22 protein-coding genes and 3 pseudogenes are annotated in these 25,914 nt (G+C 70.0%); 13 read left to right on the top strand and 12 right to left on the bottom strand.

What is annotated here, in order from left to right; all coding sequences use genetic code 11:
- Positions 1-127 precede the first annotated feature (127 nt).
- Positions 128-418, top strand: a complete 291-nt coding sequence (locus ACZOOI_RS31780; protein ID WP_465283002.1) for a helix-turn-helix domain-containing protein — start codon at positions 128-130, stop codon at positions 416-418.
- A gap of 381 nt (positions 419-799) precedes the next feature.
- On the opposite strand, the gene ACZOOI_RS31775 is transcribed toward ACZOOI_RS31780, so the two are convergent.
- Positions 800-1,198 (bottom strand): VOC family protein, encoded by a 399-nt coding sequence (locus ACZOOI_RS31775; protein ID WP_465283001.1) that lies wholly within the window; start codon positions 1,196-1,198, stop codon positions 800-802.
- Between the two features lie 124 nt (positions 1,199-1,322).
- Between ACZOOI_RS31775 and ACZOOI_RS31770 the strand changes: the two genes are divergently transcribed.
- Positions 1,323-2,216 carry a sigma-70 family RNA polymerase sigma factor gene (locus tag ACZOOI_RS31770; RefSeq protein WP_465283000.1) on the top strand — a complete coding sequence of 298 codons (894 nt, stop codon included), beginning with the start codon at positions 1,323-1,325 and terminating at the stop codon, positions 2,214-2,216.
- Positions 2,217-2,481: 265 nt separating this feature from the next.
- Positions 2,482-2,877, top strand: coding sequence for an SHOCT domain-containing protein (locus tag ACZOOI_RS31765; protein ID WP_465282808.1), 396 nt, complete (start codon positions 2,482-2,484; stop codon positions 2,875-2,877).
- A 94-nt stretch (positions 2,878-2,971) separates the two neighbouring features.
- Here the strand turns inward: ACZOOI_RS31765 and ACZOOI_RS31760 are convergent, their stop codons facing one another.
- Positions 2,972-4,186 (bottom strand): hypothetical protein, encoded by a 1,215-nt coding sequence (locus ACZOOI_RS31760; RefSeq protein ID WP_465282999.1) that lies wholly within the window; start codon positions 4,184-4,186, stop codon positions 2,972-2,974.
- Between the two features lie 332 nt (positions 4,187-4,518).
- Here ACZOOI_RS31760 and ACZOOI_RS31755 point away from each other — a divergent pair, with 332 nt between their 5' ends.
- Together ACZOOI_RS31755 and ACZOOI_RS31750 are read left to right on the top strand one after the other, a co-directional pair.
- Complete coding sequence (locus tag ACZOOI_RS31755; RefSeq protein ID WP_465282998.1) at positions 4,519-4,941, top strand: hypothetical protein; 423 nt, start codon at positions 4,519-4,521, stop codon at positions 4,939-4,941.
- 92 nt (positions 4,942-5,033) lie between these two features.
- On the top strand, positions 5,034-6,590 hold the full coding sequence (locus ACZOOI_RS31750; RefSeq protein ID WP_465282997.1) for a DUF1254 domain-containing protein: 1,557 nt from the start codon (positions 5,034-5,036) through the stop codon (positions 6,588-6,590).
- Positions 6,591-6,620: 30 nt separating this feature from the next.
- Here the strand turns inward: ACZOOI_RS31750 and ACZOOI_RS31745 are convergent, their stop codons facing one another.
- Positions 6,621-7,934: a cation:proton antiporter gene (locus ACZOOI_RS31745; protein ID WP_465282996.1), complete on the bottom strand. Its 1,314-nt coding sequence runs from the start codon at positions 7,932-7,934 to the stop codon at positions 6,621-6,623.
- A 640-nt stretch (positions 7,935-8,574) separates the two neighbouring features.
- On the opposite strand from ACZOOI_RS31745, the gene ACZOOI_RS31740 reads away from it, so the two are divergent.
- Complete coding sequence (locus ACZOOI_RS31740) at positions 8,575-10,026, top strand: DUF1254 domain-containing protein (RefSeq protein WP_465282995.1); 1,452 nt, start codon at positions 8,575-8,577, stop codon at positions 10,024-10,026.
- Positions 10,027-10,481: 455 nt separating this feature from the next.
- Positions 10,482-10,988, top strand: a complete 507-nt coding sequence (locus ACZOOI_RS31735) for a DUF1269 domain-containing protein (protein WP_465282994.1) — start codon at positions 10,482-10,484, stop codon at positions 10,986-10,988.
- Between the two features lie 433 nt (positions 10,989-11,421).
- Here ACZOOI_RS31735 and ACZOOI_RS31730 read toward each other — a convergent pair whose 3' ends face one another.
- The 4 genes from ACZOOI_RS31730 to ACZOOI_RS31715 form a co-directional block, all read right to left on the bottom strand.
- Positions 11,422-11,916, bottom strand: a complete 495-nt coding sequence (locus ACZOOI_RS31730) for a hypothetical protein (RefSeq protein ID WP_465282993.1) — start codon at positions 11,914-11,916, stop codon at positions 11,422-11,424.
- A 496-nt stretch (positions 11,917-12,412) separates the two neighbouring features.
- Positions 12,413-13,264, bottom strand: a complete 852-nt coding sequence (locus ACZOOI_RS31725; RefSeq protein WP_465282992.1) for an SAM-dependent methyltransferase — start codon at positions 13,262-13,264, stop codon at positions 12,413-12,415.
- Positions 13,265-13,367: 103 nt separating this feature from the next.
- Positions 13,368-13,781, bottom strand: coding sequence for a VOC family protein (locus tag ACZOOI_RS31720; RefSeq protein WP_465282991.1), 414 nt, complete (start codon positions 13,779-13,781; stop codon positions 13,368-13,370).
- Between the two features lie 84 nt (positions 13,782-13,865).
- Positions 13,866-14,333 carry a MarR family winged helix-turn-helix transcriptional regulator gene (locus ACZOOI_RS31715; RefSeq protein WP_465282990.1) on the bottom strand — a complete coding sequence of 156 codons (468 nt, stop codon included), beginning with the start codon at positions 14,331-14,333 and terminating at the stop codon, positions 13,866-13,868.
- Between the two features lie 84 nt (positions 14,334-14,417).
- On the opposite strand from ACZOOI_RS31715, the gene ACZOOI_RS31710 reads away from it, so the two are divergent.
- The 4 genes from ACZOOI_RS31710 to ACZOOI_RS31695 all read left to right on the top strand — a co-directional run bounded on the left by ACZOOI_RS31710 (position 14,418) and on the right by ACZOOI_RS31695 (position 20,287).
- Positions 14,418-15,344 (top strand): zinc-binding dehydrogenase, encoded by a 927-nt coding sequence (locus ACZOOI_RS31710; RefSeq protein ID WP_465284193.1) that lies wholly within the window; start codon positions 14,418-14,420, stop codon positions 15,342-15,344.
- A 491-nt stretch (positions 15,345-15,835) separates the two neighbouring features.
- A complete protein-coding gene (locus tag ACZOOI_RS31705; RefSeq protein ID WP_465282989.1) occupies positions 15,836-16,987 on the top strand; it encodes a hypothetical protein in 1,152 nt (383 codons plus the stop codon).
- 1 nt (position 16,988) lies between these two features.
- Positions 16,989-19,784 (top strand): CHAT domain-containing protein, encoded by a 2,796-nt coding sequence (locus ACZOOI_RS31700; protein WP_465282988.1) that lies wholly within the window; start codon positions 16,989-16,991, stop codon positions 19,782-19,784.
- Positions 19,781-20,287 (top strand): hypothetical protein, encoded by a 507-nt coding sequence (locus ACZOOI_RS31695; protein WP_465282987.1) that lies wholly within the window; start codon positions 19,781-19,783, stop codon positions 20,285-20,287. The genes ACZOOI_RS31700 and ACZOOI_RS31695 overlap by 4 nt, the downstream gene beginning before the upstream one ends.
- A gap of 91 nt (positions 20,288-20,378) precedes the next feature.
- On the opposite strand, the gene ACZOOI_RS31690 is transcribed toward ACZOOI_RS31695, so the two are convergent.
- The 5 genes and pseudogenes from ACZOOI_RS31690 to ACZOOI_RS31670 form a co-directional block, all read right to left on the bottom strand.
- Positions 20,379-20,831, bottom strand: coding sequence for an ATP-binding protein (locus ACZOOI_RS31690; RefSeq protein ID WP_465282986.1), 453 nt, complete (start codon positions 20,829-20,831; stop codon positions 20,379-20,381).
- 809 nt (positions 20,832-21,640) lie between these two features.
- Positions 21,641-22,075 (bottom strand): annotated as a pseudogene (locus ACZOOI_RS31685) (MSMEG_6728 family protein); the annotation flags it as partial.
- Between the two features lie 210 nt (positions 22,076-22,285).
- Complete coding sequence (locus tag ACZOOI_RS31680) at positions 22,286-22,465, bottom strand: DUF2795 domain-containing protein (protein ID WP_465282985.1); 180 nt, start codon at positions 22,463-22,465, stop codon at positions 22,286-22,288.
- 307 nt (positions 22,466-22,772) lie between these two features.
- Positions 22,773-23,576 carry a sigma-70 family RNA polymerase sigma factor gene (locus ACZOOI_RS31675; RefSeq protein ID WP_465282984.1) on the bottom strand — a complete coding sequence of 268 codons (804 nt, stop codon included), beginning with the start codon at positions 23,574-23,576 and terminating at the stop codon, positions 22,773-22,775.
- Positions 23,577-24,123: 547 nt separating this feature from the next.
- Positions 24,124-24,285 (bottom strand): annotated as a pseudogene (locus tag ACZOOI_RS31670) (serine/threonine-protein phosphatase); the annotation flags it as partial.
- A gap of 462 nt (positions 24,286-24,747) precedes the next feature.
- Between ACZOOI_RS31670 and ACZOOI_RS31665 the strand changes: the two are divergent.
- Together ACZOOI_RS31665 and ACZOOI_RS31660 are read left to right on the top strand one after the other, a co-directional pair.
- On the top strand, positions 24,748-25,047 hold the full coding sequence (locus tag ACZOOI_RS31665; protein WP_465282983.1) for a DUF6342 family protein: 300 nt from the start codon (positions 24,748-24,750) through the stop codon (positions 25,045-25,047).
- A gap of 195 nt (positions 25,048-25,242) precedes the next feature.
- Positions 25,243-25,707 (top strand): annotated as a pseudogene (locus ACZOOI_RS31660) (NUDIX hydrolase); the annotation flags it as partial.
- Positions 25,708-25,914: the final 207 nt, after the last annotated feature.

Raw genomic sequence — 25,914 nt, 5'->3', positions numbered from 1 at the left:
GTCAAGCGAAAACCTCGGCGAATCGAATCGAATCGAAGCGAAGCGACGCGACGCGCAGCGTCCCGCCCTGCGTCCGCCGCTGCGGTGCGCGGACGGCAAGGGCTTCGCCCGCGCGGTCGCCCGTGCGATGTCCCACAACCCGGCGGACCCGACGCGCCTCGACGAGTGGGCGGCGCGCCTGCACATCAGCCCCAAGACCCTCCAGCGGGACTTCGTACGCGAGTTCGGCATGTCCTTCACCCGCCGTCGCACGCTGCTGCGGCTCGGCGTCGCCCGCGCCCTGCTCGCCGGCGAACCGGTCTCCGTGGTGGCCCGCCGGGTCGGCTACGCCGGCGTCTCCGCCTTCGTCCTCGCGTTCGCCAAGGAGTACGGCTGCCCACCCGGCCGGTACGCCCGCACCCGCCTGGCCGCAACCTGAACGTTCGGAGCCGCGCGCGACGGTTGTCCGGCCGGCGCGATCGTGCGTTCGGGTGTCAGCCGCGTAGGTCGGCGACGGCGTGAAACTTCACGATCGCTCCTTGCTTGCCGTTCTCGGTGCCGGTGGACGCGCCCCGGCCATGTTGCGGAGGGCCGGGGCGTATCCGGCGGATCCTGGTGGGGTCGTGCCGCCCGACTTCCGCGCTTCGGGTCCCTCGCCGCGCTGGTCTCGCCGGGATCGGAGGAACCACCGGAGGGAACCACCGCGCAGCCGCTTCTCCGGCACGCCGATCCACGGCACCGGACGACGCGACCCGATCACCGAGGTCCAGCGAGGTCCACCGAGGTCCACCGAGGTACACCAGGATCCACCGGACACGGTCTAGCCGTTGCCCTGGGCGGTGTGGCCGACGCGCCAGATGTAGCCGTCCAGGTCGGCGAAGGTACCGCCGTAGCCGCCCCATGGCAGGGCGTCGGCGGGCTTGAGGATGGTGGCGCCGGCCTTCGCGGCCTGCGCCATCATCTCGTCCACTCGCGCCTCACTACCGAGTTCGGAGGTGAGGACCAGCCCGCTGAAGCCGTTGCCGTCCGGGTTCGTGCCCACCAGTTCGGCCAGACCTTCGCGGCCGTAAAGGCCGATGGGCGAGGCGCCGTCGGACTCGAAGAACACCGAGATGCCGTAGTCGTTCTCGATCTTCCAGCCGAGTCCGTCGGTGTAGAACCGCTTGGCGGCCTCCATGTCCCGGACGCCGAGCAGGGTCGGGATCGCGTGCGCTGTCATGGCGCATCTCCTTCTGTTCGCGGTGTATGTGCTGCCTGAACCGGCAGGTGACCCGCGGGATGTCACACCGGAGTGGGTTCGCCGGTCAATTGGTATGACAGGCGCCGACGAAAGAATGTGACCGATGACTGAGCAGGACTGGCTGAGCGCACGGTTCGCCGAGCACCAGGACCGCTTGCGGGCGGTGGCCTACCGGATGCTCGGCTCACCGGCCGAGGCCGAGGACGCGGTCCAGGAGGCCTGGCTGCGCGTCGGCCGTGCCGACACGGGCCAGGTGGAGAACCCGGCCGGGTGGCTGACCACGATCGTTGCCCGGGTCTGCCTGAACATGCTCGAGGCGCGCCGGGCCCGGCGCGAGGACTCGGCCGGGGCGCTGCCGCCCGAGTCGGACGCACCGCACCGGAGTTCCCATCCGAACATTCCGGCCACCCCCGAGGACGAGGCACTGATGGCGGACTCGGTCGGCGTCGCGCTCACCGTGGTGCTGGACACGCTCACTCCCGCCGAGCGGCTCGCGTTCGTCCTGCACGACGTCTTCGCCGTGTCGTTCGCCGAGATCGGCGCCATCATCGACCGCTCCCCGGCCGCGACCCGGCAACTCGCCAGCCGCGCCCGGCGCCGGGTCCAAGGAACGGCAGACGCCTCCGATGCCGCGAGATCACCCAAGCGCGAAATGGTCGCCGCCTTCCTCACCGCGGCCCGGGACGGAGACTTCACGAGCCTGCTGGAGTTGCTCGATCCGGACGCCGTGGCCCTCGAGATCCGCGGCGCCCACGCGGTGGCGGCCTTCTTCGCCGGACGGGCTCAGGCCGCCCGCATCGCCCTGGTCGACGGTGTCCCGGCGGCCGTGTGGTGGCACCGAGGCCGACCGCAGGCCGTCTTCACGTTCACCATCAGCGGCGAGAGGATCACCCGCATCGCCATCGACACCGACCCGAACCGGCTCCACGGCCTCGACGTCGTCCTCCTTCCCACCGGCGACAATGTCGGTCGTCCGTCCGGTCGCGCATGCGATTAAGGGCCTCGGCCCGGGTGGCTCGGGCGGGTCAGGCACGGGCACGTGACGGTGTCGCTCGGGATGCGGGACGGGCATCGGGACGCCCAATGGTCGGGCCCGTCCGGCTCGCGGGGTGGGATCGGCATCGGGCCGGCGGTTGCGAGCCGGGGTGGGCGGGGTTCGACTGGTGGGAGGGGGCCAAGAGCGCGCGGGCCCGCGCGTCACCAGGGCTGACACTACGCCTGGGGTCGACGGTCACCGCCACTCACGAACAGGAGCCTTGCCCATGGACGACTACCCGCTTCTGAACGCGTTCCTGACCATGTTGTGGCTGTTCCTGTGGATCCTGTGGTTCTTCCTGCTGTTCCGGATCATCACGGACGTGTTGCGTGACGACAGCCTCGGCGGCTGGGCCAAGACCGGATGGATGGTCTTCGTGATCGCGCTGCCGTTCCTGGGCGTGTTCGTCTATGTCGTCGCCCGCGGCAGCGGCATGGGCAGGCGCGACGCCGCCCGGGCCGAGCAACAGAACGAGGCCTTCCAGGCGTACGTCCGCGACGCCGCCGGCACCAACAAGGGGTCCACCGGCGTCGAGGAACTCTCCAGGCTGGCGCAGCTCAAGAGCAACGGCGACATCTCCGCCGAGGAGTTCGAACGGGCCAAGCAGAAACTGCTCGCGTGACCTGCCCCCGGCGTGGATACGCGTAACGCTTGGTGCGGTCAGGCGCCCGGCCGATGCGCCCGTCGGCGACGAGCCGATCGGCGGCGGCCGGGCGCTATCGCGCTTGGGTTCGTCCGGTCGGTTCGCGGTTGCGCCCGGTGGCGGCCAGCAGGGCGATCACCGTGAGCAGGACCAACAGGAGGACCACCCACAGCAGGATGACCAATGCCGTCGGGTGGTTCCACAGGGCGAAGCCGAGGGTGACCAGGAGCAGCGCGCCGAGGGTGAGCCACCGGCGTTGCGCGGCCACCCAGGTGCCGGTTTTGCCGGTGCCCATGTGGTGCCTGTGCGCGGAGCGGGCGAGGGCGTCGGCGCCGCGGTCGGCGCCGGCGCGCAGGGCGCGTGGCAGGCGTCCCGCGCCCGAGAGGTAGGCGCCGATGCCCACCACGACGCCCAGGACGAGCGCGGTGCGGACGCTGTTCTTCAAAAAGCGCAGCAGCGTGTCGAAGATCGCTCCGGCGGCGGCCGGGGACTGCACCGTCGCGGGCAGGTGGTCGAGATAGTAGCGGCGGGCGATCGCCAGGCCGACGGCCAGGATCAGGCAGGCGAAGGCGGCGCCCAGGGCGGTGGTCACCAGGGCGCGGCGGCGCCGACGGGCCAGGAGGACCCCGATGGTGCCGAGCAGCACGGTGAGCACCGGAAGCCAGTTGCCCAGCACGTCCAGTGCGTGCGCGGCGTCCTGGATCTTCTTCAGCTTGTCCGACTTGACCAGCACCATCTTCTTGTCGACGTCGGGGATCTGCTCGGCCGGGGTGACCCCGTCCGCGACGAGGTCCTGTTTGACCGTGTCCACGGCGGCGCCGACATCGAGCGTCACGGTGCCGTCCTCCACATCCACCGAGCCGCGGCCCTTGCCGGTGAGCACCTTGACGACGTCGGAGTGGGCGGTGCGGTTGGCGTTCGTCCAGACCTTCTCGAACCGGTCGCTGTCCACGAAGCGGGTGGCCGCCCGGTGGGCCACCTGGTCGACGGCGTCGTTCAGTTGTGGGCCCAGCCCCTTCACCGCGGTGCCCACCCGTGGCGGGAGTCCCTGGGCCTCCAGCCAGGCGGCGATGTCCGCGGTGACCTGGGCGCCGTCCACCCGCACGCCGACCGCTTCGGTGATGCGGTCGGCGGCGGCGGCCTCGATCGCCGGGTTCGAGGCGAGCGGCTCCACCGTCGAGACGTACCGGTCGGTGTCGAGCACGATGTCGTGCACCCACACGGTGATCAGCGATACCGGCACGAGGACGCAGGTGAGCGTGATCAGCACTGCGGAGACGGTGCTCATCACGATCCGCCTCGCCCGCCGAGCGCCCCGGTGCCCGGGCTCTCGCCGGGCTGAGGCCGGTGCCGCACCGGTGGGCGGCTCGGACGGCGTACTCATATGGCACTCCCGGGGACGGTGCGGCGAACCGCCGCATCATTGGATACTCGCTGTTGCCACCGCGCACCCTGGGTTACACCCGCCGGATGGACGACCCGATCGGCGACACCGACCACCGTGTGGGAGACCGCGCCCGCCGTGTGGCGGCTTTCAGGTCACCACGACGGCCCCGCCCGAGCTGCTCGGCGTGTCTCCGCGGAAGGGCGGCCCGGCCGACCTTGCGGGAGGCTTGGACCATGTTGATCGCGCTGTTGGCCGTGCTCGGTATCGATCTGGTCGTGATCGTCGTCCTCGTCGCCGGTGTCGCGGGTCGTCGGCGATGGGTCGGTCGGCGGCCGGGGGCTTTCAAGGGGGCCGTCCGGGTTGTTCACGGCGAGGTGCCGAGCCTGACCGTGAAATGGCGGCGCGGTTACGGTCGGTGGGTCCGCGACGTCCTCGTCTGGGAGAAGGCGCCGTTCCTGCTCCGAAGCGCATTCGTGCCGGCGGACGCGTCGGTGGGACCCGGCCGTGCGGCCGAGCGCGGTGAGGTCAAACGTCTCGGGAAGCAGGTCACGGTCGCGTGCTTCGAGGTCGAGGGCGGTGCCCGGATCGAGGTTGCGACTGCGGCGGGCGGCCGGGACCGGGCCTGGGGCCCGTTCGCCGAGGGCCGCCGGCACTGAGTCCAGCCGGTCCCCTCGCCGGGCGCGACCGGCCCTCCGCGGCACTCGGTGTTGCGCGTGCGGTTCCGGCGAGAGGCCCGCAGGGTTGAGGTATGAGCAATCTCGTGAATGCGAAGGCGTTGGCATCGGTCTCGACTCCCGAGGTCGTCGAAACCCGGTTCGGAGAGCTGAGGTTCACGGACGGCGTACCGGATCCGGCGACCTGCGAAAAAGTCTTCGACAATCTCGACCTGGCACACGGCGTCGACGCGTATCTCGCCGGATTTCCGGGGGTATCGCTGGCCGCGCTCCGTAAAGGATTCCTCGACGCCGGGGTCGAGGACAACGCCGTACTCCTGTTCTCGGGGCTGATGGACTGCAAATCGCTGTTCCTGACCGGCAACGCCGACACCGTGTACTTCTGGACCTTCCTCGACCTCACCGACGGCCCCGTGGTCCTGGAGGTTCCGCCCCAGAGCCTGGGCGTGATCGACGACATGTGGTTCCGCTGGGTGACCGACTTCGGACTGCCCGGCCCGGACCGCGGCACCGGCGGAACCTACGTGATCGTGCCACCCGGCTACGACGGGCCGCTGCCCGAAGGCGGCGCCTTCGTCTGCCATTCCGCCACCTCCCGGGTCACCGTCGCCGGCCGCAGCTTTCTGGAGAACGACGACCCCGCGCCGACCGTCGCCCGGATCAAGGACACGCTGCGCATCCACCCCTATGTCCCCGGCGGCCTCGGGTCCAGCGTGGGGTCGTTCCTGCGCGGCAGGAGCCCGCTGGCGCAGCCGGCGCAGCCCGACCCACCCGTGTTCGTCGAGGGCACCGGCCGGGCGATGAACACCCTGCCGCCGAACGACTTCTCCTTCTACGAACTCCTCGACGACCTCATCCAGTCCGAGGGCGCCGACGCCCCGGACCCGGAGGCCGCGGGTGCGTTCCGCGCGATCGGCATCGCCAAGGGCCACACGTTCCACCCCGCCCCCCGCATGCGCGCCCTGCTGGAGGAGGCCGTGGCGATCGGCAACGCCACCGCCCGCACCCTCGGCTTCCGGCCGCGCCCCGAGGAGGAGTTCGGGTACTACGACGACCAATCCGCCTGGTACAACCCGCTGTTCGTCGGCGGCTACGACTGGTCCGTGCCCCCACCCGAGATCACTCCCGAGGGCGTCGAGCCCTATCCGCCGACGACCGGGCGTGCGCTGAACTCGCGTGCCGCGTTCTTCTACATCGCCACGTGCGTGACCCCGGCGATGTGCATGCGTCTGACCGGCGTCGGCTCGCAATACCTGATCGTCGCCCTCGACGCGGACGGGGAACCGTTCGACGGCGGCCGCGGATACCGCGTGACCCTGCCGCCCGACATCCCCGCCGCCCGGTTCTGGTCCCTGACCCTCTACGACAACCAGACCCGTTCCATGCTCGAGACCCCCCAGCGTTACCCGCGTGCCGGAAGCCAGAACTACCCCACCCCCGCCGCGACCCCCGCCGGCGACGGCTCCACCACCGTGCACTTCGCGCCGTCTCTGCCCGACGGCGTCACGGAGGGCAACTGGATCCAGACCACACCGGGCAAGGGATGGTTCGCCCTTCTGCGGCTGTACAGCCCCCTGCAGTCGTTCTTCGACCGCACCTGGCGTCCCTCGGAAGTCGAAGCAACGGAGTGACCACACTGTCGGACCGGTACCGGAGAGGCATCACCCCTTGCCGAGGTCCTTGCCGCGTTGCGCACCCGGGTCGTCGTCGGACGCCAGGGCGTTCTCCCGCAGGCCCGGTTCGGCGCGAAGCGTGCGGGCGAACCAGTCGCCGTAGCGATCGCCCAGGAACGGGGCCGAGGCGCCGTGCAGGAGGACGCTCAGACCCACGGTCATCGCGATGACGCCGCTCAGCAGGGTCGTCCCGGCCAGGTGCTCCTCGAAGGCGATCAGCCCGAACACCACGGAGGCCAGCCCACGCGGGCCGAACCAGCCGAGGTAGGCCACGGAAGCCGGACGCAGGCCCGTGCCGACGAGCGCGCCGGCGACCGGCAACATCCGCACGACGGTCAGGCTGATCAACGCGTAGACCACCATCCGCCACGTCGGATGCTGAAGTACCGGGCCCAGAATGATCGCGCCGAACACCAGAAAACTCAGCGAGGCGAGCAGCAAGCCCAGACGGTCGGTGAACTCCGTGCTCCGCGCAGGGTCCGGGACATCCACACGGGCACCTCGGCGGGACGGGGCCCTGCGCAAGCAGACGCCGAACGCCAGACCCGCGGCCCAGGCACCGATGAAGCCGCTGCCGTCGACCGCGACGCACGCCACATAGGTGACGACCGGAACGGCGAGACTCAGGAACTGCCGCCACTCGTCGCCGATCCAGCCCCGAGCGGCCGACCAGCGCAACACGCACGCCCCGACCCAACCGGCCACGAGCCCGATGACACCGCTCAGCAGCAACGCGCTCAGGAACGTCTCGACGACCCCCGGACGATCATGGCCCTCACCCGCCGCCGCCAGCGCCAGCACGAAGAACGGAAGCGCCAGACCGTCGTTCAGACCCGACTCGACCCGCAGGCCACCGCGGACCAGCGCCGGAACCCGCTCGTTGGTGAACGCCTGCTGTCCCAGCGCGGCATCCGTCGGTGCCAGGACGATGCCGACCAAGGCCAACTCCCACACGCCCAGGCCGGGCAACAGCGGCCAGGCCACCAGCCACCCCAGCGCGATCGTGACCGGCAACCCCACGACCAGCAGCCGCAGCGGCAGGAACCCCTCCCTGCGCAGGTCCCGACGCCGAATCGACGCCGCGTCCGTGAACAGCAAAAGGGCAAGCGCGCTTTCCAACAGCCCATTGGTGATCTCCGGATCCTGGTTCCGGTCCAGCAGATCCAGGCCCAGCGGACCGATCGCCAACCCGAACGCCGTGAACACCAGGGGACCGGAGAGCACGGTCGTCGACAACCGCCGCGACAACGCCGCGTACCCCACGACCACACCGGCGGCCACGACCACGGCCCACGGGTCCATCAGCACTCCTCACGCCGGACGTCGAGTCACGTCGAGTCATCGACCCGGCGACAGCCCCGGGGCGCCGCGCCCGATTCCCCGGGCACACCTCCGTGCCTCACGTAGAGGCATGAGTCATCACCCTACGTGTCTGCGAAGTGGAATCCAGCAGCCGCGCCCTCGCGCGGCGTGGAACATTTGTCGCCGACAAGTCAGGCGAGGGCCCGGGAGTGCTCGGCCCGGAGGCCCCTGCCGGGGCCATTGGGGTGCGAAATCTGGCAGTTGGATGTGATGCGCCAATAAAATGGCATTTGTCTGTCCTGGTCGCGGCCCGACATTGGGGACGGGCATGCGCGGCCACAGCCATGGAGAGACTTCATGGCTGGTTCGGGCGGCCCGGGCGCCGGCTGGGTTCAGCCCTGTGTCGTTCCCAATGCAGCCCAATGTCGTATTCGCGTGGACGACAAGGTGGAGATGGCGCCCCGACCATCAAGCACCCACGCCCGCCTGCGACTTGCACTGCTCCAACATCCAGGAGTCACAGATGAGCGTTTCAAGGGATACGCTTCGGTCGATTTCCACGCCTGCGCGGGTCGACAGTCAAAGGGTCGGAACGCTGGACTTCGTCAATGGGTTTCCGAGCCCCGAGACAAGCGATCTGGTGTTCGACCATCTCGACTATGTGCACGCCCTGAACGTATTCCTCAATGGGTACGCGGGGGCCTCGACGGTGGCGCTGCGCAATGGGCTCAAGGAGGCGGGAGCGGCCGACAACGAGGTCCTGATCTTCTCGGAGCTGATGGACTCGGCATCGCTGTTCCTGACCGCGAACGCCGACACGGTCTATTTCCTCAGCATGATCGATCTCAGGCCCGGGCCGATGGTCGTCGAGACGCCTCCGCAGTCGCTCGGAATGTTCGACGACAGGTGGTGGCAGTGGATCGTCGACTTCGGCCTGCCGGGCCCGGACCGCGGCGAGGGCGGCCGGTTCCTGCTCCTCCCGCCGGGGTACGACGGGCCGTTGCCCGACAGCGGCTACCACGTCGGTCGTTCGCGCACGACGAGGGCGTTCATGCTCGGCCGCGCGTTCATCAACGAGAACCCGGGCATGGACCCCGCGCCGACCGTCGAGCTGATCAAGCGCACGACGAGGATCTACCCCTACGTCCGGGGCGGCTTCGGCACCAGCATCGCCACCCTCCTGGAGGGCGATGTGCCGCCGGGGACGGCGGCCGAGATTCCCGAGACGGTCTTCGTCGAAGCGAGCGGGAAGGCGTTCAACACGATCCCGCCGAACGACATCGGCGTCTACGAAATGCTGAACGAGCTGGTGCAGGACGAACCGGCGGGCAGCACCGACATCGAGTTGATGGGCCAGCTCGCCTCCATCGGGATCGTCAAGGGCAAGCCGTTCGACCCCGACGAGCGGATGCGGCGCATCCTCGAGGAAGCGGCCGCCGTCGGGAGCGCGACCGCGCGGGCACTGGTCTTCGACCCGCGCGCGTCGGAAGGGTACGCGTACTACGACGACTCGGCGTGGGGCAACATGCTGTGGGCAGGCGGCTACGACTTCGAGACGCCGCCGCCGCTCGTCACCGAGGAGGGGATCAAGCCGCTTCCCCCGACCGGAGTACGGGTGCTGGATGCCCGAACCTGGTGGTGGTACGCCTACACCGCGTCCTCACCCGCACTGTGCATGCGGCTGACCGGAATCGGGTCGCAGTACATCATCGCCACCAAGGATGCCGACGGAAACCCCCTCGACGGCGCCAAGACCTACCGAGTGACCCTGCCGCCCGACATCCCGGCAGCCCGCTTCTGGTCGCTCACCGTCTACGACAACGAGACACGCTCGATGGTGCAGACACCCCAGCGCTACCCCCGCGCCGGAAGCCAGTCCTATCCGACGCCTGCGGCGACCGCGGACTCCGACGGCACGACGACCATCACATTCGGCCCGGAGCGACCTGCCGAAAGCCAGGAGGGCAACTGGATCCAGACCGACCCCGGCAAGGGCTGGTTTGTGCTCCTGCGTCTCTACAGCCCGCTTCAGCCGTACTTCGACAAGAGCTGGCGCCCGAGCGAGATCGAGCCCGTGAAGACCAACGCGTGAGCCGGATGTCCGCGAGCGTCGGGGTTCCCTTCAACCCCAGATCTCATCCGAGCCCCCTGCGCGGGGCTCACGCTTCACCGTCACGTGGGAGGGAGCGGGGAGAAAAAATGCCCTGGGATCGGGCGCAGTCAACCCCACACCGCCGGGTTCCCTGTGACCACGGTCGCGCACCGGTGAGCGTTGCGTCGGCGCGGACCGCCTCCGCCGCGCCACCGGGACGGTGGGTGAAGGGAAAGGCTGAACGCGATCCGCAGCGCCGGTGGGGCAAGGTGGCCGGCTTCCCGCGGCCTGCCGGCACGGGATGCCGAGTCGGGCGCAGGAGTACATGCTGGAACCGACGGACAAGATCCGCACGGCTTTCGACCTGGGCGGGGCCGTCGCCTACGTTCCGTGGTGTGGCCGTCGATCGCCGCCGTGTCCTTCCGGGTGCGGTGGGCACAGGAAGGATCCATGCGATGGCGAAGCCCGAGGCAGTGTTCATCTACATCGGGACCTATCCGGACGAGACCGAGGCGCGTGCCGACTACCAGGTCGTGAAGGAGCTTCACACACTCGGTGCCGTCGGCAGCTACGACGCGTCGGTGGTGACCAAGGACGACGGGAAGGTGCACGTCAACAAGGACGAGACGGCCACCCGGCACGGCGCGTGGGGCGGTGCCGCGGCCGGTGCGCTGGTCGGCCTCCTGTTCCCGCCGGCGATCATCGGCACGGCCGCCGTGGGGGCGGCCGCGGGCGGGGTGGGCGGCCACCTGTGGCGCGGCATGTCCCGAGCCGACGTGAAGGAATTCGGGGAACTCATCGACGAGGGCGAGGCCGCCTTGGTGATCGTCGGTGAGAGCACGCTCGAGCGGGCGCTGGCCAAGGCCGAGCTGAAGGCCGAGAAGCAGGTGGCCAAGGACCTCGACGTGAGCTCGAAGGACATCGACAAGGCCATCCGGGAAGCCGCGGGCGAAGTCTCCTGACGCCCCCTCAGGCAGCGGGCCCCTCCGGTAGCCGGTCGGGGCCCGATCCGTTGCCATCCGTCGATCGACGGGTATCCGGGCCGCTGAGGAATCGGTGTCTCCGTCCCGAGAGGGGCCGGCGATACCGCCCCGATCATGGCGAGGCCAACCACGCATCCCAAGGACGAGGGCCGTTGCCGGCCGTCACCGATTGCCTCAGGCACGTGGACGTCCGGCTGATGCGTCCGAGCGTGCTCCTCCTCGCGGTGTGGTTCCTCCCGTTCCGGCCGCCGATTGCCCGGGTCACCGGCCACGGCGGCGCCGAGGTGGCCGGGCGCGCGGGCGGCCGGTGGCCGTTGCCCGGCCCGAGGCCGTGGGAGCCGACGCCGGTCGGCCGGCGACCCCGACCGGCGTGCCGGTCCGGAACCGGCCTTGCGGCCCGGGTTCGGCGTGCTCAGTGCCGGATCACGCGGCCGATGTCGGCCTTGGTGGGGCCCGAGAGTGTGCGGTGGCTGCGGGCGGTGGTCTTGGCCTGCTTGCCGGCGCCGACCTCGTCGACGTCGACGACGACGACGTCCAGGAGGTTGCCGGCGTCGTCGCGGAAATCGACGGTGAGCGTGTAGTCGGCACTCTTGTCGGTCCCGTTGGTGACGGTCACCTCGGCCGTGGTGCGGTCCCCGTCGACAGCGGTCGGGCCGACGCTCGCGTCCGCCTTGGCGTCGACGCCGTCCTTGATCTCGTCCAACTTGGCCGCCGCGGACGCGCTCGCCGACGCAACGGCCTCCTTGGCCTCCTTGCCCGCGGATTCGAGCGCGGACGCGATCGCGGAGGACGTCGAGGTGTCGCTGCCCCCGTCGTTGTCGTCGTCATCACCGCATGCCGCTGCGGACAGGACCAGCACCGCGGCCATCGAAATCGCACCCGCGGTACGCCCGTACCTGCTTGCCATGTTCATCGCTCCTCGCGTGACACCGCAGGACGAAAGCGCCCACGGACGAACACCCGGGTGTCCACAGCACGGAGCACGTAAACCCCACAAAGAACAGGTAAGCCCCACAAACGCACCCATCGGAGCAGTGAGACCTGAAGCCGACGATCCCGACGATCCCCACTCCGTGGGAGGTCCAAGCTCATGTCTGACCTTCGAGACCGTGGAGATCTCGATGCCGGGAGAGACGCTGCGGCGGTGACCGGCGCGGACAAGAGCATCAAGTCGATCGTCCGAGCCCCGAAGTCGCTGCCGCAGCCCGGTCCTGTCCCGTTGGGCCTCCTGCACGTCTCGGCTCGGCCGCCCTCATCCACTTACGCCGACTGCGTTGCCTCGGTGGCGTGTTGAGGGTGTGGTGTCCTGAGGGCCCGTGGTGCAGTACGGATTGTGAATGTCGGCCTGTGCCGGGGGATCTGCTGCGGCGGTCGGACCGGTGCGAGCGCCGACCGCGAAGTTGTCAGCTCTTGCGGGCCACGCCGCCGTACAACCAGACCAGGTCGGGATCGTACTCGCCCGTCTCCCGGGAATCGGGGTGCCACCGCGGCAGGTTCACCAGACCGGGGTCGAGCAACTCGAAGCCCGCGAACAACTGCTCGACCTCCGCGTGCGAGCGCAGCACGACCGGCGCGGTGGCCCGGTCGTACACCCGTGCGCCGCTGCTCGCGCGGGCGGGGTCGAAGTCGGCGGAGGCGTGCGAGAGCACCAGGTAGCTGCCGGTGGGCAGCGCGTCGCGCAGTTCGGCGACGATCGCCGCCGGGTCGTCGCTGTCGCGGACGAAGTGCAGGATCGCCAACAACATCAAGGCGATCGGCTCGTCGAAGTCCAACACCTCGCGTACTTCGGGGATCCGGGCAAGGGCGCCCCCGTCGCGCAAGTCGCCCTGGATGTAGGTGAGTCGTCCGCGCTCGTCGCCGGTCATCAGGGCGCGCGCGTGGACCAGCACGATCGGATCGTTGTCGAGGTAGGCGACCCGGGCGTCGGGTCGGACGGCCTGGGCGATCTCGTGCGTGTTGCCCGCCGCCGGGATGCCGGTGCCGATGTCGAGGAACTGCCGTACCCCCGACTCGGCGAGGAGCCGCACGGAGCGGCGCAGGAACGCCCGGTTGCCTCGAGCGGAGTCGGCGGCGCTGGGTGCGGCGGCCATCACCTGTTCGGCGGCGGTGCGATCCGCGGCGAAATTGTCCTTGCCGCCGAGGTAGTAGTCGTACATGCGGGCCGGGTGCGGCGTGGAGGTGTCGATCTCGGGAGGAAGCACCGCCCCGACCTCGTCGCCGTGCGGAAGCCGCCAGATGTTCCCCCGGACCGACACTGCGTCCCCTTCCGCTCGGATGCGCGTCTGCGCGGGCAACCTACCCCGCCCACCCCGTGCCTGACACATCGTCAGTTCGGCCGCGGGGTTCACCTCGGATCGGTCAGGCGACGAAGATGCAGAAGGGGTGTCCGGAGGGATCCGCGAACACGTACAGCGGTTCGTCGGGATCGTCGTGCTTGTCGAGCAGGAGCTGCGCTCCGAGGGATTGCGCGCGCTCGCGTTGCGCATGCAGATCCGCCGTGTCGGGGACGGCGAAGTCCAGGTGCATCTGCATCGGGATGTCGTGCCGGGGCCACGTCGTACGCGGCAGATGGTCGACTCGCTGGAAGGCGAGCTTGTTCGCTCCCCGGGCGTCGCGTAGGACGAGCCAGTCGGGCTCGTCGGGAGCCTCGTTCGCAGGGGGCTCGTCGCCGGGTCGGTAGGCCAGTCCGAGTAGTCGACGATAGAACTCCGCGAGCCTTCTCGGCTCGGTGGTGTCCAGGACGGTCTGCACGAATCGCGGATGATCGACCATGGCGGTGCGTTTGCCCGGACGCGATGCGAATACTCGGCCTTCCGCCACGGGGGTGGTGCGCTCAGGTGCCGCCGGGCGCGGGACTCAGGGCGTGCCGCGCGCCGGGCGCTCGGGACGCGGCGCTGCCGGTAGGGGCGGGGTGAGGAGCGGCTCGAGCAGTTGAGCGAGCTGCTCGCGCTGTTTCGGATCGAGTCGGTCGGTTGCCGGTGCGAGGGTGCTCCGGAATTCCTCGTACAGGCGCTGGGTGAGGTCGCGTCCGGCGTCGGTGATCACGACGACGACGGCGCGCTTGTCGTCGGGGGCGGTATCGCGCGCCAGCAGCCCGCGCCGTTCGGCGCGGGCGACGAGGCCGGACAGGGTCGACTTGTCCAGGCCCAGGAAGGCCGCGAGGTCGCTCATGCGGGGGCGTCGGTCGCGCACGATCCCGAGTACGCGCAGCTGGGTGAGGGACAGGTCGTGCTCGGCGCCGATGCGAGTGAGAACACCCATGACCTGGAAGGCGCTGCGGACCAGGCCGTCGACCAGGGCGTCCGTGGAGTCGTCGGGATCCATGAACACCACCCTACTTGACATTGTTTGCATTACCAATAACTCTGGCAGTGATTGGTAATGCAAACCAACTTCCGGGAGTTCCTCATGCATGCTGCGGTCATCACGGCGCACGACGCGCCGCCCGTCTACGGCGAGCACCCCGAGCCGGTGGCCCAGGGCGAGCACGAGCTGGTGGTGGACGTCCTCGCGGCGGGCCTGCACCACCTGACCCGGGCCAAGGCGAACGGCACCCACTACTCCGCCACCGGCGTCTTCCCGCTGGTGCCCGGCGTCGACGGCGTCGTGCGCGACTCTTCGGGCCGCCTGCGTTACGCAGTCCTGGACGACACGAACCTCGGCACCTTCGCCGAGCGCACCGTGATCGACACACGCCGAAGCGTCGTCCTGCCCGACGACGTGGACCCCGTCCGGATCGCCGCCGCGATGAACCCGGGCATGTCCTCCTGGGTCGCCCTGCGCCGCCGCATCACCTTCCGCGAGGGGCAGCGCGTTCTCATCCTCGGCGCCACCGGCAGCGCCGGACGCATGGCCGTCCAGATCGCCAAGCGGTTCGGCGCCGCGCAGGTCTTCGCCGTCGGCCGCGACACCGCCCGCCTCAAGGCGCTGCCCGACCTCGGCGCGGACCGGGCGCTCGCCTTCGACGAAGTCGCCGCGGCGGCCGACGTCGACGTCGTCCTCGACTTCGTGTGGGGGGCTCCCGCCGCCGGCGCCATGCTGCCGATGCTTACCGCCCGTGCCGATCGCTCCGTTCCGCTGACCTGGGTCCAGATCGGCTCCATGGCGGGCGAGTCCGCCCCGATCCCTTCCGCGGCGCTGCGTGCGGCCCGGCTGAAGATCGTGGGCAGCGGCATCGGCTCGGTCTCCGCCCGTGACTTCATCGCCGAACTGCCCGAGCTGGCAAGGGCGGTGACCGAGGGCGCCATCGACGTCCAGGCCCGCGCCGTGCCGCCGGCCCGGATCGCGCAGGCATGGTCCGAGAAGACCAGCGAGCGCCTGGTCTTCGTGCCCTGAACCCCTCGGCCCACCTCACATGTTCCGGCTGCCTGCCGCCGCTCCACGCGGCAGGCGGCCAGGCAAATGCGTACCTGAGCGCGGCGTTACCGCCTGGAAGTCCCTGGTCGTGACGAGTCCCGTCCGACCCGGGCCGACGCGGTTCCCACCGGGCGGGAAGAGTAAGTCGTCAGGGCGGGGGCAGGCCGCGCTCACCGTCGACGGCCGCCGAGGCCGCGGAGTGGCGGCGTCGAAGTGTTCGGCGAGGGAGCAGCGGCTCGGCACAGCCCCGACGGCGGTGCGCCGGCAGGCTGCGGTGTGCGGGACGGCACGGTCCGGCCGTGGTACCCGGGAGCCCGGAACGGAACCGCTCACGCGGCGGAATGCCGGCCATTTCGCCCTCGCCGACTCTCGCGTCGACATATCCTGAACAAGTCGCCATCGGATGGTGTCGCTTGCGTTGTCATACGAGGCGCAGTCCGGCCTCGGCCTCGGCCTACGGGGGAGGGCTCATGCACAACGGACTCAACTGGTCGCTGTTACTGGACGGACCGAAGCTGCCCGGAGATCCGATCGCGGCGTTACAGGGCCACCGTCCCGAAGCGGAACGGGCGCAAGCACTGCGGCAATTGGCCGACGCAGCCGCGCCGGGCGATTCGTCGGCCGTGAACCAATACGCGGCCGCGCTCTTGGCTTTCGGACGCAAAGACGACGCGGAGCGCGTGTGGCGCACACTGATCGAGCACCGACCCGACTTTGTGTATGCGTATCTGAATCTCGCCACCAGTCATCTGATGGCAGGCCGTGTCGACGCGTGCGCACGCACACTGGAGGCGTGCCGCGGCCGGACCGGCATCGGCACCCAGGAACGGCAACTGGTCGAGCAGCGGATCACCGAACTGGAAGACGCTCGACAAGACACGGCCAGGCAGGTCCGATATCTGGAACTACGGGTTGCCGCCACCCGGGAGCGGTTCGAGCGGGGTCTGACGTCCGCGGAAGAACTCAAGGAGTTGGCACGACTGCTCTGCAGCCTGGCGCAGGTTCCCGGCAGCGGTGTCACCAGCCGGGACTTCCTCGAAGCGGCACGACAAGCGCGCCGTGCGGCCGTCGACGACCCCGACGCGCTCGAGATCCTGGCGGCCGCGCTGATCGCCGCCGAGGGTTTCTCGCCCGAATTCAACGATGTCCTCCTGGAACTGGAGAGGGTGGCCCCCCATTCGACCCTGCTGGCCACCGTCCGGGAGTGGCACACCGATCCCATGCAAGAGCGGCACGCCGAGTCACGGGCGCAGCGGATGCGTGAGGTCGGACGGCGGGCGTTCGCCGGTGACCGGGATGCCGTGGAGGAACTTCGCCTGGAAGTACAAAGATCTCCCGCCAATCACGGCTACCGTTTCGATCTTGTCTCCGCCGTCTATCACATGGGCGACTACGCCGAGGCACGCAGATTGACCGACGAGTGGGCCACAGATCCATCCGCAGATCACCTCGTCCACTTCCATGTGGCCCAGTTCTACTGGAATTTGGGCGCGCAGGAACTCGGCCGGCACCACTTCAGGCGCGCCTATGCCACTGCCGCCGACGAGACGGACCGCGAAGACGTGCGGCTCGCCATGCGCACGGTCGGCGCCGGTGATCCGGCGGACCTCGACCGTGGGTGAGATGCCGAGGTCCGAGAGCGGCCGGGACCGGGGCGAGCGCGACTTGGCCCGAGCACTGTTGTCCGCGATGTCGGCCCGGCACGCGGAAGGCCTGCTGGCCAGGGCCGCCGGACGTTTCGACCCCGATGTGCTGCTGGGTGAACTGGACCGTCTGTGCGTCGGGTTGAAGGCCGAGGGCCGCCCGGAGGAAGCCGCCCTCGCGGAATTCCACAAAGGTACGGTCGAGGGCCTGCACGCGGCCCTGACGTACGCCTTCGAGCGGGTCACCACCATGACGCGGCAGGGCCACGGAGCCCGGCCGTCGGGATACCGGGTTACAAGCGATGACCCCCGTGACCGACTGGAGCGGGAGTCCAGGGAGTTGAGCGAACTCGGCGCACTGGACGCCGCGCTCTCGGTGCTGCGACGGGCCGACGCGATGCCGCCATCCGGTCCGGATGCCATACCGAGGATCGTGGCACTGCGGATGCACCTGGCCGGCGCCCTTCGGTCGGCGGGACGGGCCGGGGAAGCATTGGCGCTGCTCGACCAGGTCCCTTTCGGTCCGGGGACCGCGATCGCGTCCGGGGACGATGCGCTCGTCATGCAACTGCAGACCCACCGCCACTTTCTGCGTGGTCTGCTGTGCGACGACAACGGTGCGTACGAGCAGGCCAGATTCTCCTTCGGGCAGGCGATCGAGGCGGCGCGGGCCTGCGGCGACTCGGAGGGCGAATACCAGGCACGCACTGCTCTCGCCGGCTCGTACCAGAAGGCGGGCCTGATCCGGGAAGGTGTGCGCGAGGCCCGCCGGGCACTGTCCTATGTCGAGGTGAACGGAGGTCGCTTGGTCGGTGCGCTGAACAACCTCGGCCGTGCCTACCGGGAGGCGGGCGAACCGAAGGCCGCACGAAGTTGCTACGAGCGGGCGCTGCGACTTCTCGAAGAGGAGGGGGGCGAGGGACTGAGCGCGGTTCACGCCCTGATCGGCATCGGAGACCTGGCCCGCGCCGCGGGAAACGAGCATGAGGCCGCCGAGGCATACTTCCAAGCGCTGGCGAAGTCCATCAGCGCCGTGACGTATGTCATGGAGGAGGGCATGTCCCTGGTGGTGACCCGCGCCGAGCACATAGGCGCGGCCGGGGACCTGCTACTGACCACCGCCGACGCCTTTCGGGACACCCGTCCCGATCTTTTCGCCTCCGGGACCTCACGGCTGCTGTTCGGGCTGGCGCACGCGTCTCGGCACGAGCAAGCCGGACGGCACGCGGACGCAGTCGCGATACTGCGCGAACTCACCGCCCAAGGCTCACAGCAGCCACCATCCGTGCAGATGGGGCTTCTGGCGACGGTGCGCCTGGCCCGCACTCTGATGCGGTGGACCGAGCACGCTCCGGCCCGCCAGGACGCCTTCGATGGACTTTGGGAGGCCCGCGAGCGGCTGGTGCGGGTGCCGTCGGAACGTCGGAGCGCCCAGGATTGGCCCGCGCAGGTGGCGCTGCACCGTGGTGTCTACGAATCACTTCTCGACCTGCTTCTCGACCACGGAGAGGAACTGCGCCTGCCGGGCACCGCCGAGTCCCCACTGGAACTGGCCTTCGACGTGCACGAGGAATACAAGACTTGGACGGGGGGCACCGGCCGCCAGTCGCCCGTCCCAGCGAGGTTTCCTGCGCTGCGCGGATATCTCCGCAACCATCCGGACGCCGCCGAGTGCGCCTTCGTGTCGTACTTCTGCGGCCACGATGTCGTCACGATCTTCACGTACGTAGCGGCGACGGACCGACTCACCGCCGTACGGACCCCGTTGACCGAGCGGACACTGCGCCAGGCAGCGGAGCGGCTGCGCCGTGCCTTCGACGGCGATCCGGAGGCGTTCCCGCCGCAGGCGCCGCTGCCGGCCCGCCGGCCCTGGAAACGCAGTCTGGCCTTTTTCGAGGAATTGGCCGACGGTCTCCTTGCCTTCCTGCCACATGTGACAGGAAGGCAACTGCTGTGTGTCGCCGCCGGCGGCCCATTGCACAATCTGCCGCTTCACGCGCTGCCGCTGCCCGGCGATGACCGCCCGCTGGCGGAGCGACACGCCGTCGTACAGGTCACCAGCGCCACGATGCTGCTCAGACTCGCCGATCTACCGCCCGCGAAGGGCAGCTCCACGGTGTACGTCGCGGGGACCGCGGACCGTGACGACCCCGAGCCCGGGCGGCTCGAGCACGACGCCGAACTGGTCACGAGCTGCGGCCGGTCTGTCGTCGGCGACACGGGAATCCGGGCGACACCGGACGTGGTGGCCATCGGGCTCCGAGGCGCCTCGATCGCACATCTGGCCGGGCACGGCTGGTTCGACCCGACCGAGCCCCTGGACTCGGGACTACTCTTCTCGTACGGCGGGCAGCGCCCGGCCCGGCACCCGCACACCGTCGACGTGCAGACCAGGCTGGACCACTTGCTGACGGCCCGCCGGCTGGCGCGGGAGGGCCTGCGGCTCGACCTGCTGACGCTGAGGGCCTGTTCGACCGCCCGCTGGGACGCACAGAGCACGGGCTACCTGGAGGGCGTCGTCCAAGCACTCCTGCACTCCGGAGTGCGCACGGTCGTCGCCACGCTGTGGGACGTCGACGACACGAGTTCGCGCCGACTCTTCGCGGACTTCTACCGCCTTCTGCTCTGCGACGACCCGGCCACGCCGGGGCAGCCGCCATGGCGGGCGTTATGGCAGGCCCAGCGCGCCATGATGCGGCAGCCCGGCGGCCACTGGGAGACCCACCCCTATCACTGGGCCGCACTGGCTCTGTTCGGTGTCTGGAGGCACACGTGACCGCAGCTGCGATTGCCGAACTCGACGAGCGCTCGCTGATCCTGGCCCTACAGGAGGTGACCGAGGATCTCACCGCCGATGTGGCACCCGAGGCCCGACCCATGGATAGGGACGAGGCCGCGGCCCTGTTGGCCGCCCTGCTCGAAGCCGGCGGGCACACCGGCACGGAGGCTGCGGACCTGGACGGGGTCGACCAGTACGCGGCCGCACGCAGGGTCCTCGTCCTCCTGGTGGAGGACCCCGCGACCGCCGACGTGGTGCGGGCCGTGGTGGCGGAGCCGCCGTCGGATACCCGGCTGGGTACCGACCTGGCCGTGCCCGCGGTGGTGGTTCTGGCCGGAGTCGTGGGGTGGCTGCAGACGAAGATCGATGTGCGGATCAAACGCAAGGACGGGAAGTCGGAGTTCGAGTTCCGGGCAACGAAGGCGGCCGCACGCGCCGGCCTTCTGAAGGAACTGGCCGCTACGGTGATCCGGTTGTGGAACGGACCGCCTCAGCAGTGACGTTCTCGTCCCTCGTACCGGATCGACGTGGTGGGCGCCGTTGGACAGTGTGGTGCGATGGCGGTAGTGACGCGCTTGAATCGGCGGTCGCTCATCGGGGTCCGTCGGCGTAACGGATGCGGGCGATGACGGCTTTGCCGTCGTGGTGGTCCACGACGAGCAGATGGGTGCTGAGGGACCGGACGAGTTCCAGGCCGTGCCCACTGGGTCGGTACGCATCGCCGGCTCGTCGAACGGGATGTTCGGGGCTGGTGTCGTGGACCGTCACGCGCACCTCGCCGTCGACGTCCTCGATTTCCAGGACGCACGGACCGGGGGCGTGCCGTACCGCGTTGGTGACGAGTTCGCTGACGATCAATTCCACCGTGCCGGCCAATGCGCGGATCGCGTCCGCCCGCGGATCCATGAACGCGCGCACCGCCCGACGCGCGCGGGCAGCGGTCCCGGGGCCGCCGTCCAGGGCGATCCGGCCGCTGGACGTGGTCGGAGGCGACGGCGGGACCATGGGTACCTCGGGGACCGATATGCCGTGGTCTGACTCCATCACCCTCCCCGCACCGGAACGGGACGGCTCCGCCGTCGGGAAGCGCCGGCGCCGTCGTGTTCGTCTTTTGTACCCCGTTCGCGGGTCTGGCGGGGCCGAGGTGCGTGGCGCGGTGTGCGCCGACGACCTCGACGCGTACATCCGAGCGCGGGCGCGGCCGTCGCGGTCGGCCTGGCGACGGCGGGCGAGGAGGGCCCGATGGGCGCCCTTTTGGCCGAGGACGGGCCGAACGTTATACCGAGTGCACCCGCCGGTGGGCGGCGTCCGGATCACGCCGACCGCAGGCGCAGGATCGGTACGCCCTTGGGTCGGGCGACCCGATCCCGAATCTCGACGTGGTCCACGACGAGCAGGCCCGGTCGACCCCACCGGTCGACGATCGGCTGGTCCGGCCGTAGGAAGCGAACGCGTACCGGTGAGCGTGCCTGGTCGCGCATGGCTCGGCGGGCGGCGGCATCCGGGGTACGGGCGATCGACTTTCGGCCCGCTGCGGTGTCGTCGTCATCGGGGACGGACGCGCCGGGCGCGGCTGTGGCCGCGCCGGTGTCCGTGGCCCGAGCCGCGTCCGGAAGAGGTGCGCCCGTCAACCAGATCGTCGGACCGGGCCGTCCCAGGCCGGCGAGTAGTGCGAGGTCGCGTCCCAGTGCGCCGGAGGCGTCCGCCTCGAAGTCGTGGCCTTCGGCGATCGCCTGGAACGCCTCCCGTTCGAGTGCGGTTGCCCGGTCCCGGCCCAGGGCGTGCAGGGCGGGTGTCAACTCGTGCGCGCGTGCAGCCCCGACCGACATCGGCCACCGGGGGTAACGCGGGAGGGGCCAGACGTACGGGAGGTCGGCGGGCAGATCCGGTTCGTATCGTCCCCGGTAGTACTCCTCGTCCTTGGCCACCAGCACGGATCGGTGGCTTGCGTGGAGGGCCTCCTCGCCCAGCCACGGCGGCAGCAGGCCGTCGCGATACAGATCGGGTCGGTACGGGGCGCGCCCGCCGGTGAATTCGAGCAGTTGTGCGGCCACCGTGTCCCGGAACCCGCGACGGGTCCACTCGGCGCACATCGCCAGTCCGTAGCAGACCAGCGCCGGAACGAATCCCCGCCACATCGCGACCGCCGGATGGTGCTTCCAGCCATAGGTCGGCCACACCAGCGCCCGCAGGATCTGGAAGGTCTCCACCCGCTGCTTGCCGAGCCTGCGGTCGTCGAGTGACCGCGCCGTCGCCTCGAAGCCGGGGACCGGCAAGAACGTCTGCACACGTGCCTCCTTCGCGGGAACCGGGGGTGTGTACCCGTTCCGGCACGGCGAAGCCGGGTCCGGCGCGAACTCCGCTCGACGGTCGGGTAGGCCGGGCGAACCGGAGGCGAGGTTCCCCGGGTCGGTTTGACCCGGCCGGGAACCGTTCGCGCGAACGGCCTTCTCCCCTTTGCGCCGGGCCTCTTTGCGCCGGGCCTCGGGACAAAACGTTCACAGGATGGCTTCGACTTGGCAGAATCGGCCATACAGTGCCATGCAGACCTGGTTGGGTCCCTCATAGGCGCGCGGAGGCAGGGCCCGCAGGGCGTCGACGATTTCTCGTCCGGCCCGGTTGTGTGCGGCGTGCTCGGCCAGTTGCCCGGCACGGGCCGGATACGAGACGCCCCTCAAGGCGCACAACACCGCCCCGACCGGAGGCGCTGCCCCTGCGACGCCTCGAACCTGTACCGACCCTTCCGATCGTCGCGCGGCCATGGGCGCGCGGGCGTGTCCGGTCATGATCATCCGACCTCTCGTACCGGCAGATCCGACGATGACCTCTTCTTTCCCTACGGCCTCCCGACCGAATCCCGCGCGCGGGGGAGCCCGCGCCCGGTGCCGGAAACCGGGGTGACTACCGGTGCCACCGTGATGGGTGTGGCCGCCGGTTCGCCTCGGAGGCGCTTTCGCCCTGTCCGGGGCCGCGGGCCCGGTGGGTTCAGGTCGGGGCGAGCATCCCCGCGCGCAGGGCGGCGAAGGCCTGGGTGAGCAAACGGGATACGTGCATCTGGGAGAGGCCGAGCGCCTTGCCGATCTCGGCTTGGGTGAGGTCGTCCCAGAACCGGAGTTTGAGGATGCGCCGGTCGCGTTCGTCCAACGCCGCGATCAGGGGACGCAGTGACTGGAGGTTGTCGACGAGGTCCAGGGCGGGGTCGGACTCCCCACACAGGTCGTATCCGGATCCCGGGCGGTCGCCGGGGTTGCCGCCGGGCGGGGGCGCGTCCAGGGAGTCGGCGCGCAGGGCCGCCCCCAGATCCAGGCCCATGCGCACCTCGGTGGTGTCCATGTCGAGGTGGGCGGCGAGTTCGGTGTGGTCGGGTTCGCGCCCGAACCGGATGGAGAGGTCGTCGCGGGCGCGCACGAGGCGCAGGTACAACTCCTGTTCGCCGCGGCGGGCGTGCACGGCCCAGGTGTGGTCGCGGAAGTAGCGTTTCAGCTCGCCGGAGATGGTGGGCATCGCGTAGGCGAGGAACCCGGCGCCGTGGCCGGGGCGGTAGCCGTCGACAGCCTTGATCAGGCCGATCGCGGCGACCTGGCGCAGGTCTTCGCGCAGGTCGGCGCGATGGGTGTAGCGGTTGCAGGCGTGGGTGACGAGATTGAGGTTGTTCTCGATGATCTTGTTGCGCAGTCGAGCGTGCGCGAACGTGCCCGCTTGCAGGGTGGCGAGGCGGGTGAGGTCTCGGTCGGTGGCCGCGCGCAGGCGGGTGACGGCGGGCTCGGTGTCGGTGCGAGGACCGGTCATGGCTGGGCTGGCCTCCGGGGGTTGTGTGCGCCCGATGCCGGGGTGCGGACGGGTCGGACACGGGGTGGCCCGGGGCGGGGCCACCCTCGATGCCTTCCACGGCCCGGCCCGCCCACACCACCCTTGCCGGGGTGGGCGCTTGCCGGTCACACGACGGTCGGCGGGGACGCGGCCCTTTACACGGCAGCCCTCGGACGCCGCCGTGTCGCGTTCCCGCCGGCCTCGTGGTCACAGGGACGATCTCAGGGAAACACACATGGATCGGTACTTCTCGGTGGCGCGGCCGAGAGGGTGTTCATCGCACCGAAGGGGGCGCGGGGTCGGTCGCCGACACGGGACGCCTTCCCGGGCCTCGACTCGCACCACGGCCAAGGCGCGCCGGGTGCCGCGCCACCGCATCCCGGGGGAGCGTCCGCGCCGCCGGCAACCGGGGAACTCGCCGCGTCGGTGGGGCCGGAGCGTTTCCCCGTCTTGTCGGCGGCGGCCGGTCACTCGGGGGAGAAGGCGAGATGGCCGGCGGTGCCGCCGCGCCATTCGATCATGAACCGTGCAGGATGTTGTCGTTGAGGGCGTAGTCGAAACTGTCGCCGGCGATTCCGTACGCGGGCTCGACGGCCGCGCCCATGGCGACCTGGGGCACGGACATCGTCAGCGGCGGCAACAGGTACCACTGCATCTCCGCGGCCACACTCATCGCCTCGCGCAATCTTCGCGGTCTCCACCCGGCCCGGCCCACCTACGGGCTTCCGCTTCCCGGCGGATCACTCCAACGGAGTAACGGGTGGTCGGGTCACCGCTCGTGGACGGCGGCTCGACCCGACGAGGAACACCGCGCGAGGTGCCGCCGCCGGTGCGCGTGACTCGCCGGGGGCCGTCGTCGTGGCGGCGTGGGGGCGCGGCACGGCCGGCGCCCGTATGCGACACGTGTCAATACACGTCGAGTTGACCAAAAAGCAGCTGATACCGAGCAATTGAGCCAAACATGTGCGATCCGGTACCGGCCGGGGACCCGCATGGGTACGTTCGTGCTCGGCCCGGGAGCTCAACGGCGTTGCCCGGGCCGGGCAAGGCTCTTCACTGGAGGGCGGGCGCGTCCCGTCGGGCTTCGCATGCGGAACGATCGCAGCCCGCGAGAGGGGACAGGGCCGCCGGGGACATGAGAGGAAGCCTCATGACGGATATCGATCTCGGACGGGCATCGGACTGGGACGAGGGCGACACCCACGCCCGGATCAAACTGCGGGAGAACCAGGTCTACCCGGGAACGGACAAGAAGGACGTGCTCATCAGCTCGCCGGTGAGCATCGAACTGTCGGTGAACACGAACTACTCCTCCTCCCAGGAGGCGGACAAGATCTACTTCACCACCCACCACGGTTCCGCGAAGAAGATCATCGCGGTCCTCGACTCCGAGGGAAACCTGCACATCCGCGGCAAGGTGTTCGTGGACCAGACGGACCTGTCGTACTAGAAACGACACGTCCGCCCCGAGCCGGCTACACCGAGCGCGACGCCCGGAGCGACACGCCGGCTCGGTCGTCGACACCCGGCGACCTCGCCACCGATGAGGCCCGGAAGAGCATGAACCACACGAGGGTGCCCCAACGCACCCGAAGGGCCGTGGGGGTGGCGGCAGCAACGCTCGCCGCCACCCCCATCGTCCGCCCTCGTCGCTTTGTTCGCCGACGACGGGCGCGTTCTCCTGGTGGCAGACCAGGGCATGCTCGCGCTGCCCGGGGGCGGCACCGAGGACGAGGACACCGACGCGCTGGGGACGTTGACCCGCGAGGCGTACGAGGAAGCCGGCGCCGTGCTGGGCGCGAGTACCTATCTCGGCTACCTCCACGACCACGACGCGCTCGTCCACGGCGGCGCGCCGGTTGCCCGGGCACGGTACGCGGCCAGTCTCGCCCGGCTCGGCCCGGCCGGTCCGGATCCGGCGACCGGCCGGGAATGGCGCCGGTTCCTGGTCGACCCGGCCACCGCCGTCGACCTCCTGGGTTGGGGCCGGGACGGCCTGCCCGAGGCCCGATCGGCGCAACACCGCGCACACGAGCTCCTCGGCGTACCCATCGCGGGGGACCGGTCCGTTGTCGAGGTTCCGCGCGATCGGGCGTCGTCGTGGCCGTAAGAAGACCAACGACCGAGTCGCGCCCTCGTGACGGCCTCGGCACGCCGTCGCATCGCCGGTCGGGGTTGATTACCTGATTGTCGCGCACGCGAAAATCTGTGGTGGCTGGGATAGACATTGGGTGGTGTTGCAGTTATGGTTTCTCTCGTAGCTCAGCGAGACCGAAGGGCCTGGCAGAGACGAACTGCCGGCGAAGTACACGTAGTT

This window comes from Embleya sp. L77 (assembly GCF_055557415.1).
Note: the sequence above shows the minus strand (reverse complement) of the source record. Positions and strands in the feature narration are given on the sequence as shown.

What these genes read in the sequence shown, in the direction of transcription:
- ACZOOI_RS31780 (WP_465283002.1), top strand. Translation starts at nt 128, where the DNA reads ATGTCCCACAACCCGGCGGACCCGACGCGCCTCGACGAGTGGGCGGCG.
- ACZOOI_RS31775 (WP_465283001.1), bottom strand. Translation starts at nt 1,198, where the DNA reads ATGACAGCGCACGCGATCCCGACCCTGCTCGGCGTCCGGGACATGGAG.
- ACZOOI_RS31770 (WP_465283000.1), top strand. Translation starts at nt 1,323, where the DNA reads ATGACTGAGCAGGACTGGCTGAGCGCACGGTTCGCCGAGCACCAGGAC.
- ACZOOI_RS31765 (WP_465282808.1), top strand. Translation starts at nt 2,482, where the DNA reads ATGGACGACTACCCGCTTCTGAACGCGTTCCTGACCATGTTGTGGCTG.
- ACZOOI_RS31760 (WP_465282999.1), bottom strand. Translation starts at nt 4,186, where the DNA reads ATGAGCACCGTCTCCGCAGTGCTGATCACGCTCACCTGCGTCCTCGTG.
- ACZOOI_RS31755 (WP_465282998.1), top strand. Translation starts at nt 4,519, where the DNA reads ATGTTGATCGCGCTGTTGGCCGTGCTCGGTATCGATCTGGTCGTGATC.
- ACZOOI_RS31750 (WP_465282997.1), top strand. Translation starts at nt 5,034, where the DNA reads ATGAGCAATCTCGTGAATGCGAAGGCGTTGGCATCGGTCTCGACTCCC.
- ACZOOI_RS31745 (WP_465282996.1), bottom strand. Translation starts at nt 7,934, where the DNA reads ATGGACCCGTGGGCCGTGGTCGTGGCCGCCGGTGTGGTCGTGGGGTAC.
- ACZOOI_RS31735 (WP_465282994.1), top strand. Translation starts at nt 10,482, where the DNA reads ATGGCGAAGCCCGAGGCAGTGTTCATCTACATCGGGACCTATCCGGAC.
- ACZOOI_RS31730 (WP_465282993.1), bottom strand. Translation starts at nt 11,916, where the DNA reads ATGGCAAGCAGGTACGGGCGTACCGCGGGTGCGATTTCGATGGCCGCG.
- ACZOOI_RS31720 (WP_465282991.1), bottom strand. Translation starts at nt 13,781, where the DNA reads ATGGTCGATCATCCGCGATTCGTGCAGACCGTCCTGGACACCACCGAG.
- ACZOOI_RS31715 (WP_465282990.1), bottom strand. Translation starts at nt 14,333, where the DNA reads ATGGATCCCGACGACTCCACGGACGCCCTGGTCGACGGCCTGGTCCGC.
- ACZOOI_RS31710 (WP_465284193.1), top strand. Translation starts at nt 14,418, where the DNA reads ATGCATGCTGCGGTCATCACGGCGCACGACGCGCCGCCCGTCTACGGC.
- ACZOOI_RS31705 (WP_465282989.1), top strand. Translation starts at nt 15,836, where the DNA reads ATGCACAACGGACTCAACTGGTCGCTGTTACTGGACGGACCGAAGCTG.
- ACZOOI_RS31700 (WP_465282988.1), top strand. Translation starts at nt 16,989, where the DNA reads ATGCCGAGGTCCGAGAGCGGCCGGGACCGGGGCGAGCGCGACTTGGCC.
- ACZOOI_RS31690 (WP_465282986.1), bottom strand. Translation starts at nt 20,831, where the DNA reads ATGGAGTCAGACCACGGCATATCGGTCCCCGAGGTACCCATGGTCCCG.
- ACZOOI_RS31675 (WP_465282984.1), bottom strand. Translation starts at nt 23,576, where the DNA reads ATGACCGGTCCTCGCACCGACACCGAGCCCGCCGTCACCCGCCTGCGC.
- ACZOOI_RS31665 (WP_465282983.1), top strand. Translation starts at nt 24,748, where the DNA reads ATGACGGATATCGATCTCGGACGGGCATCGGACTGGGACGAGGGCGAC.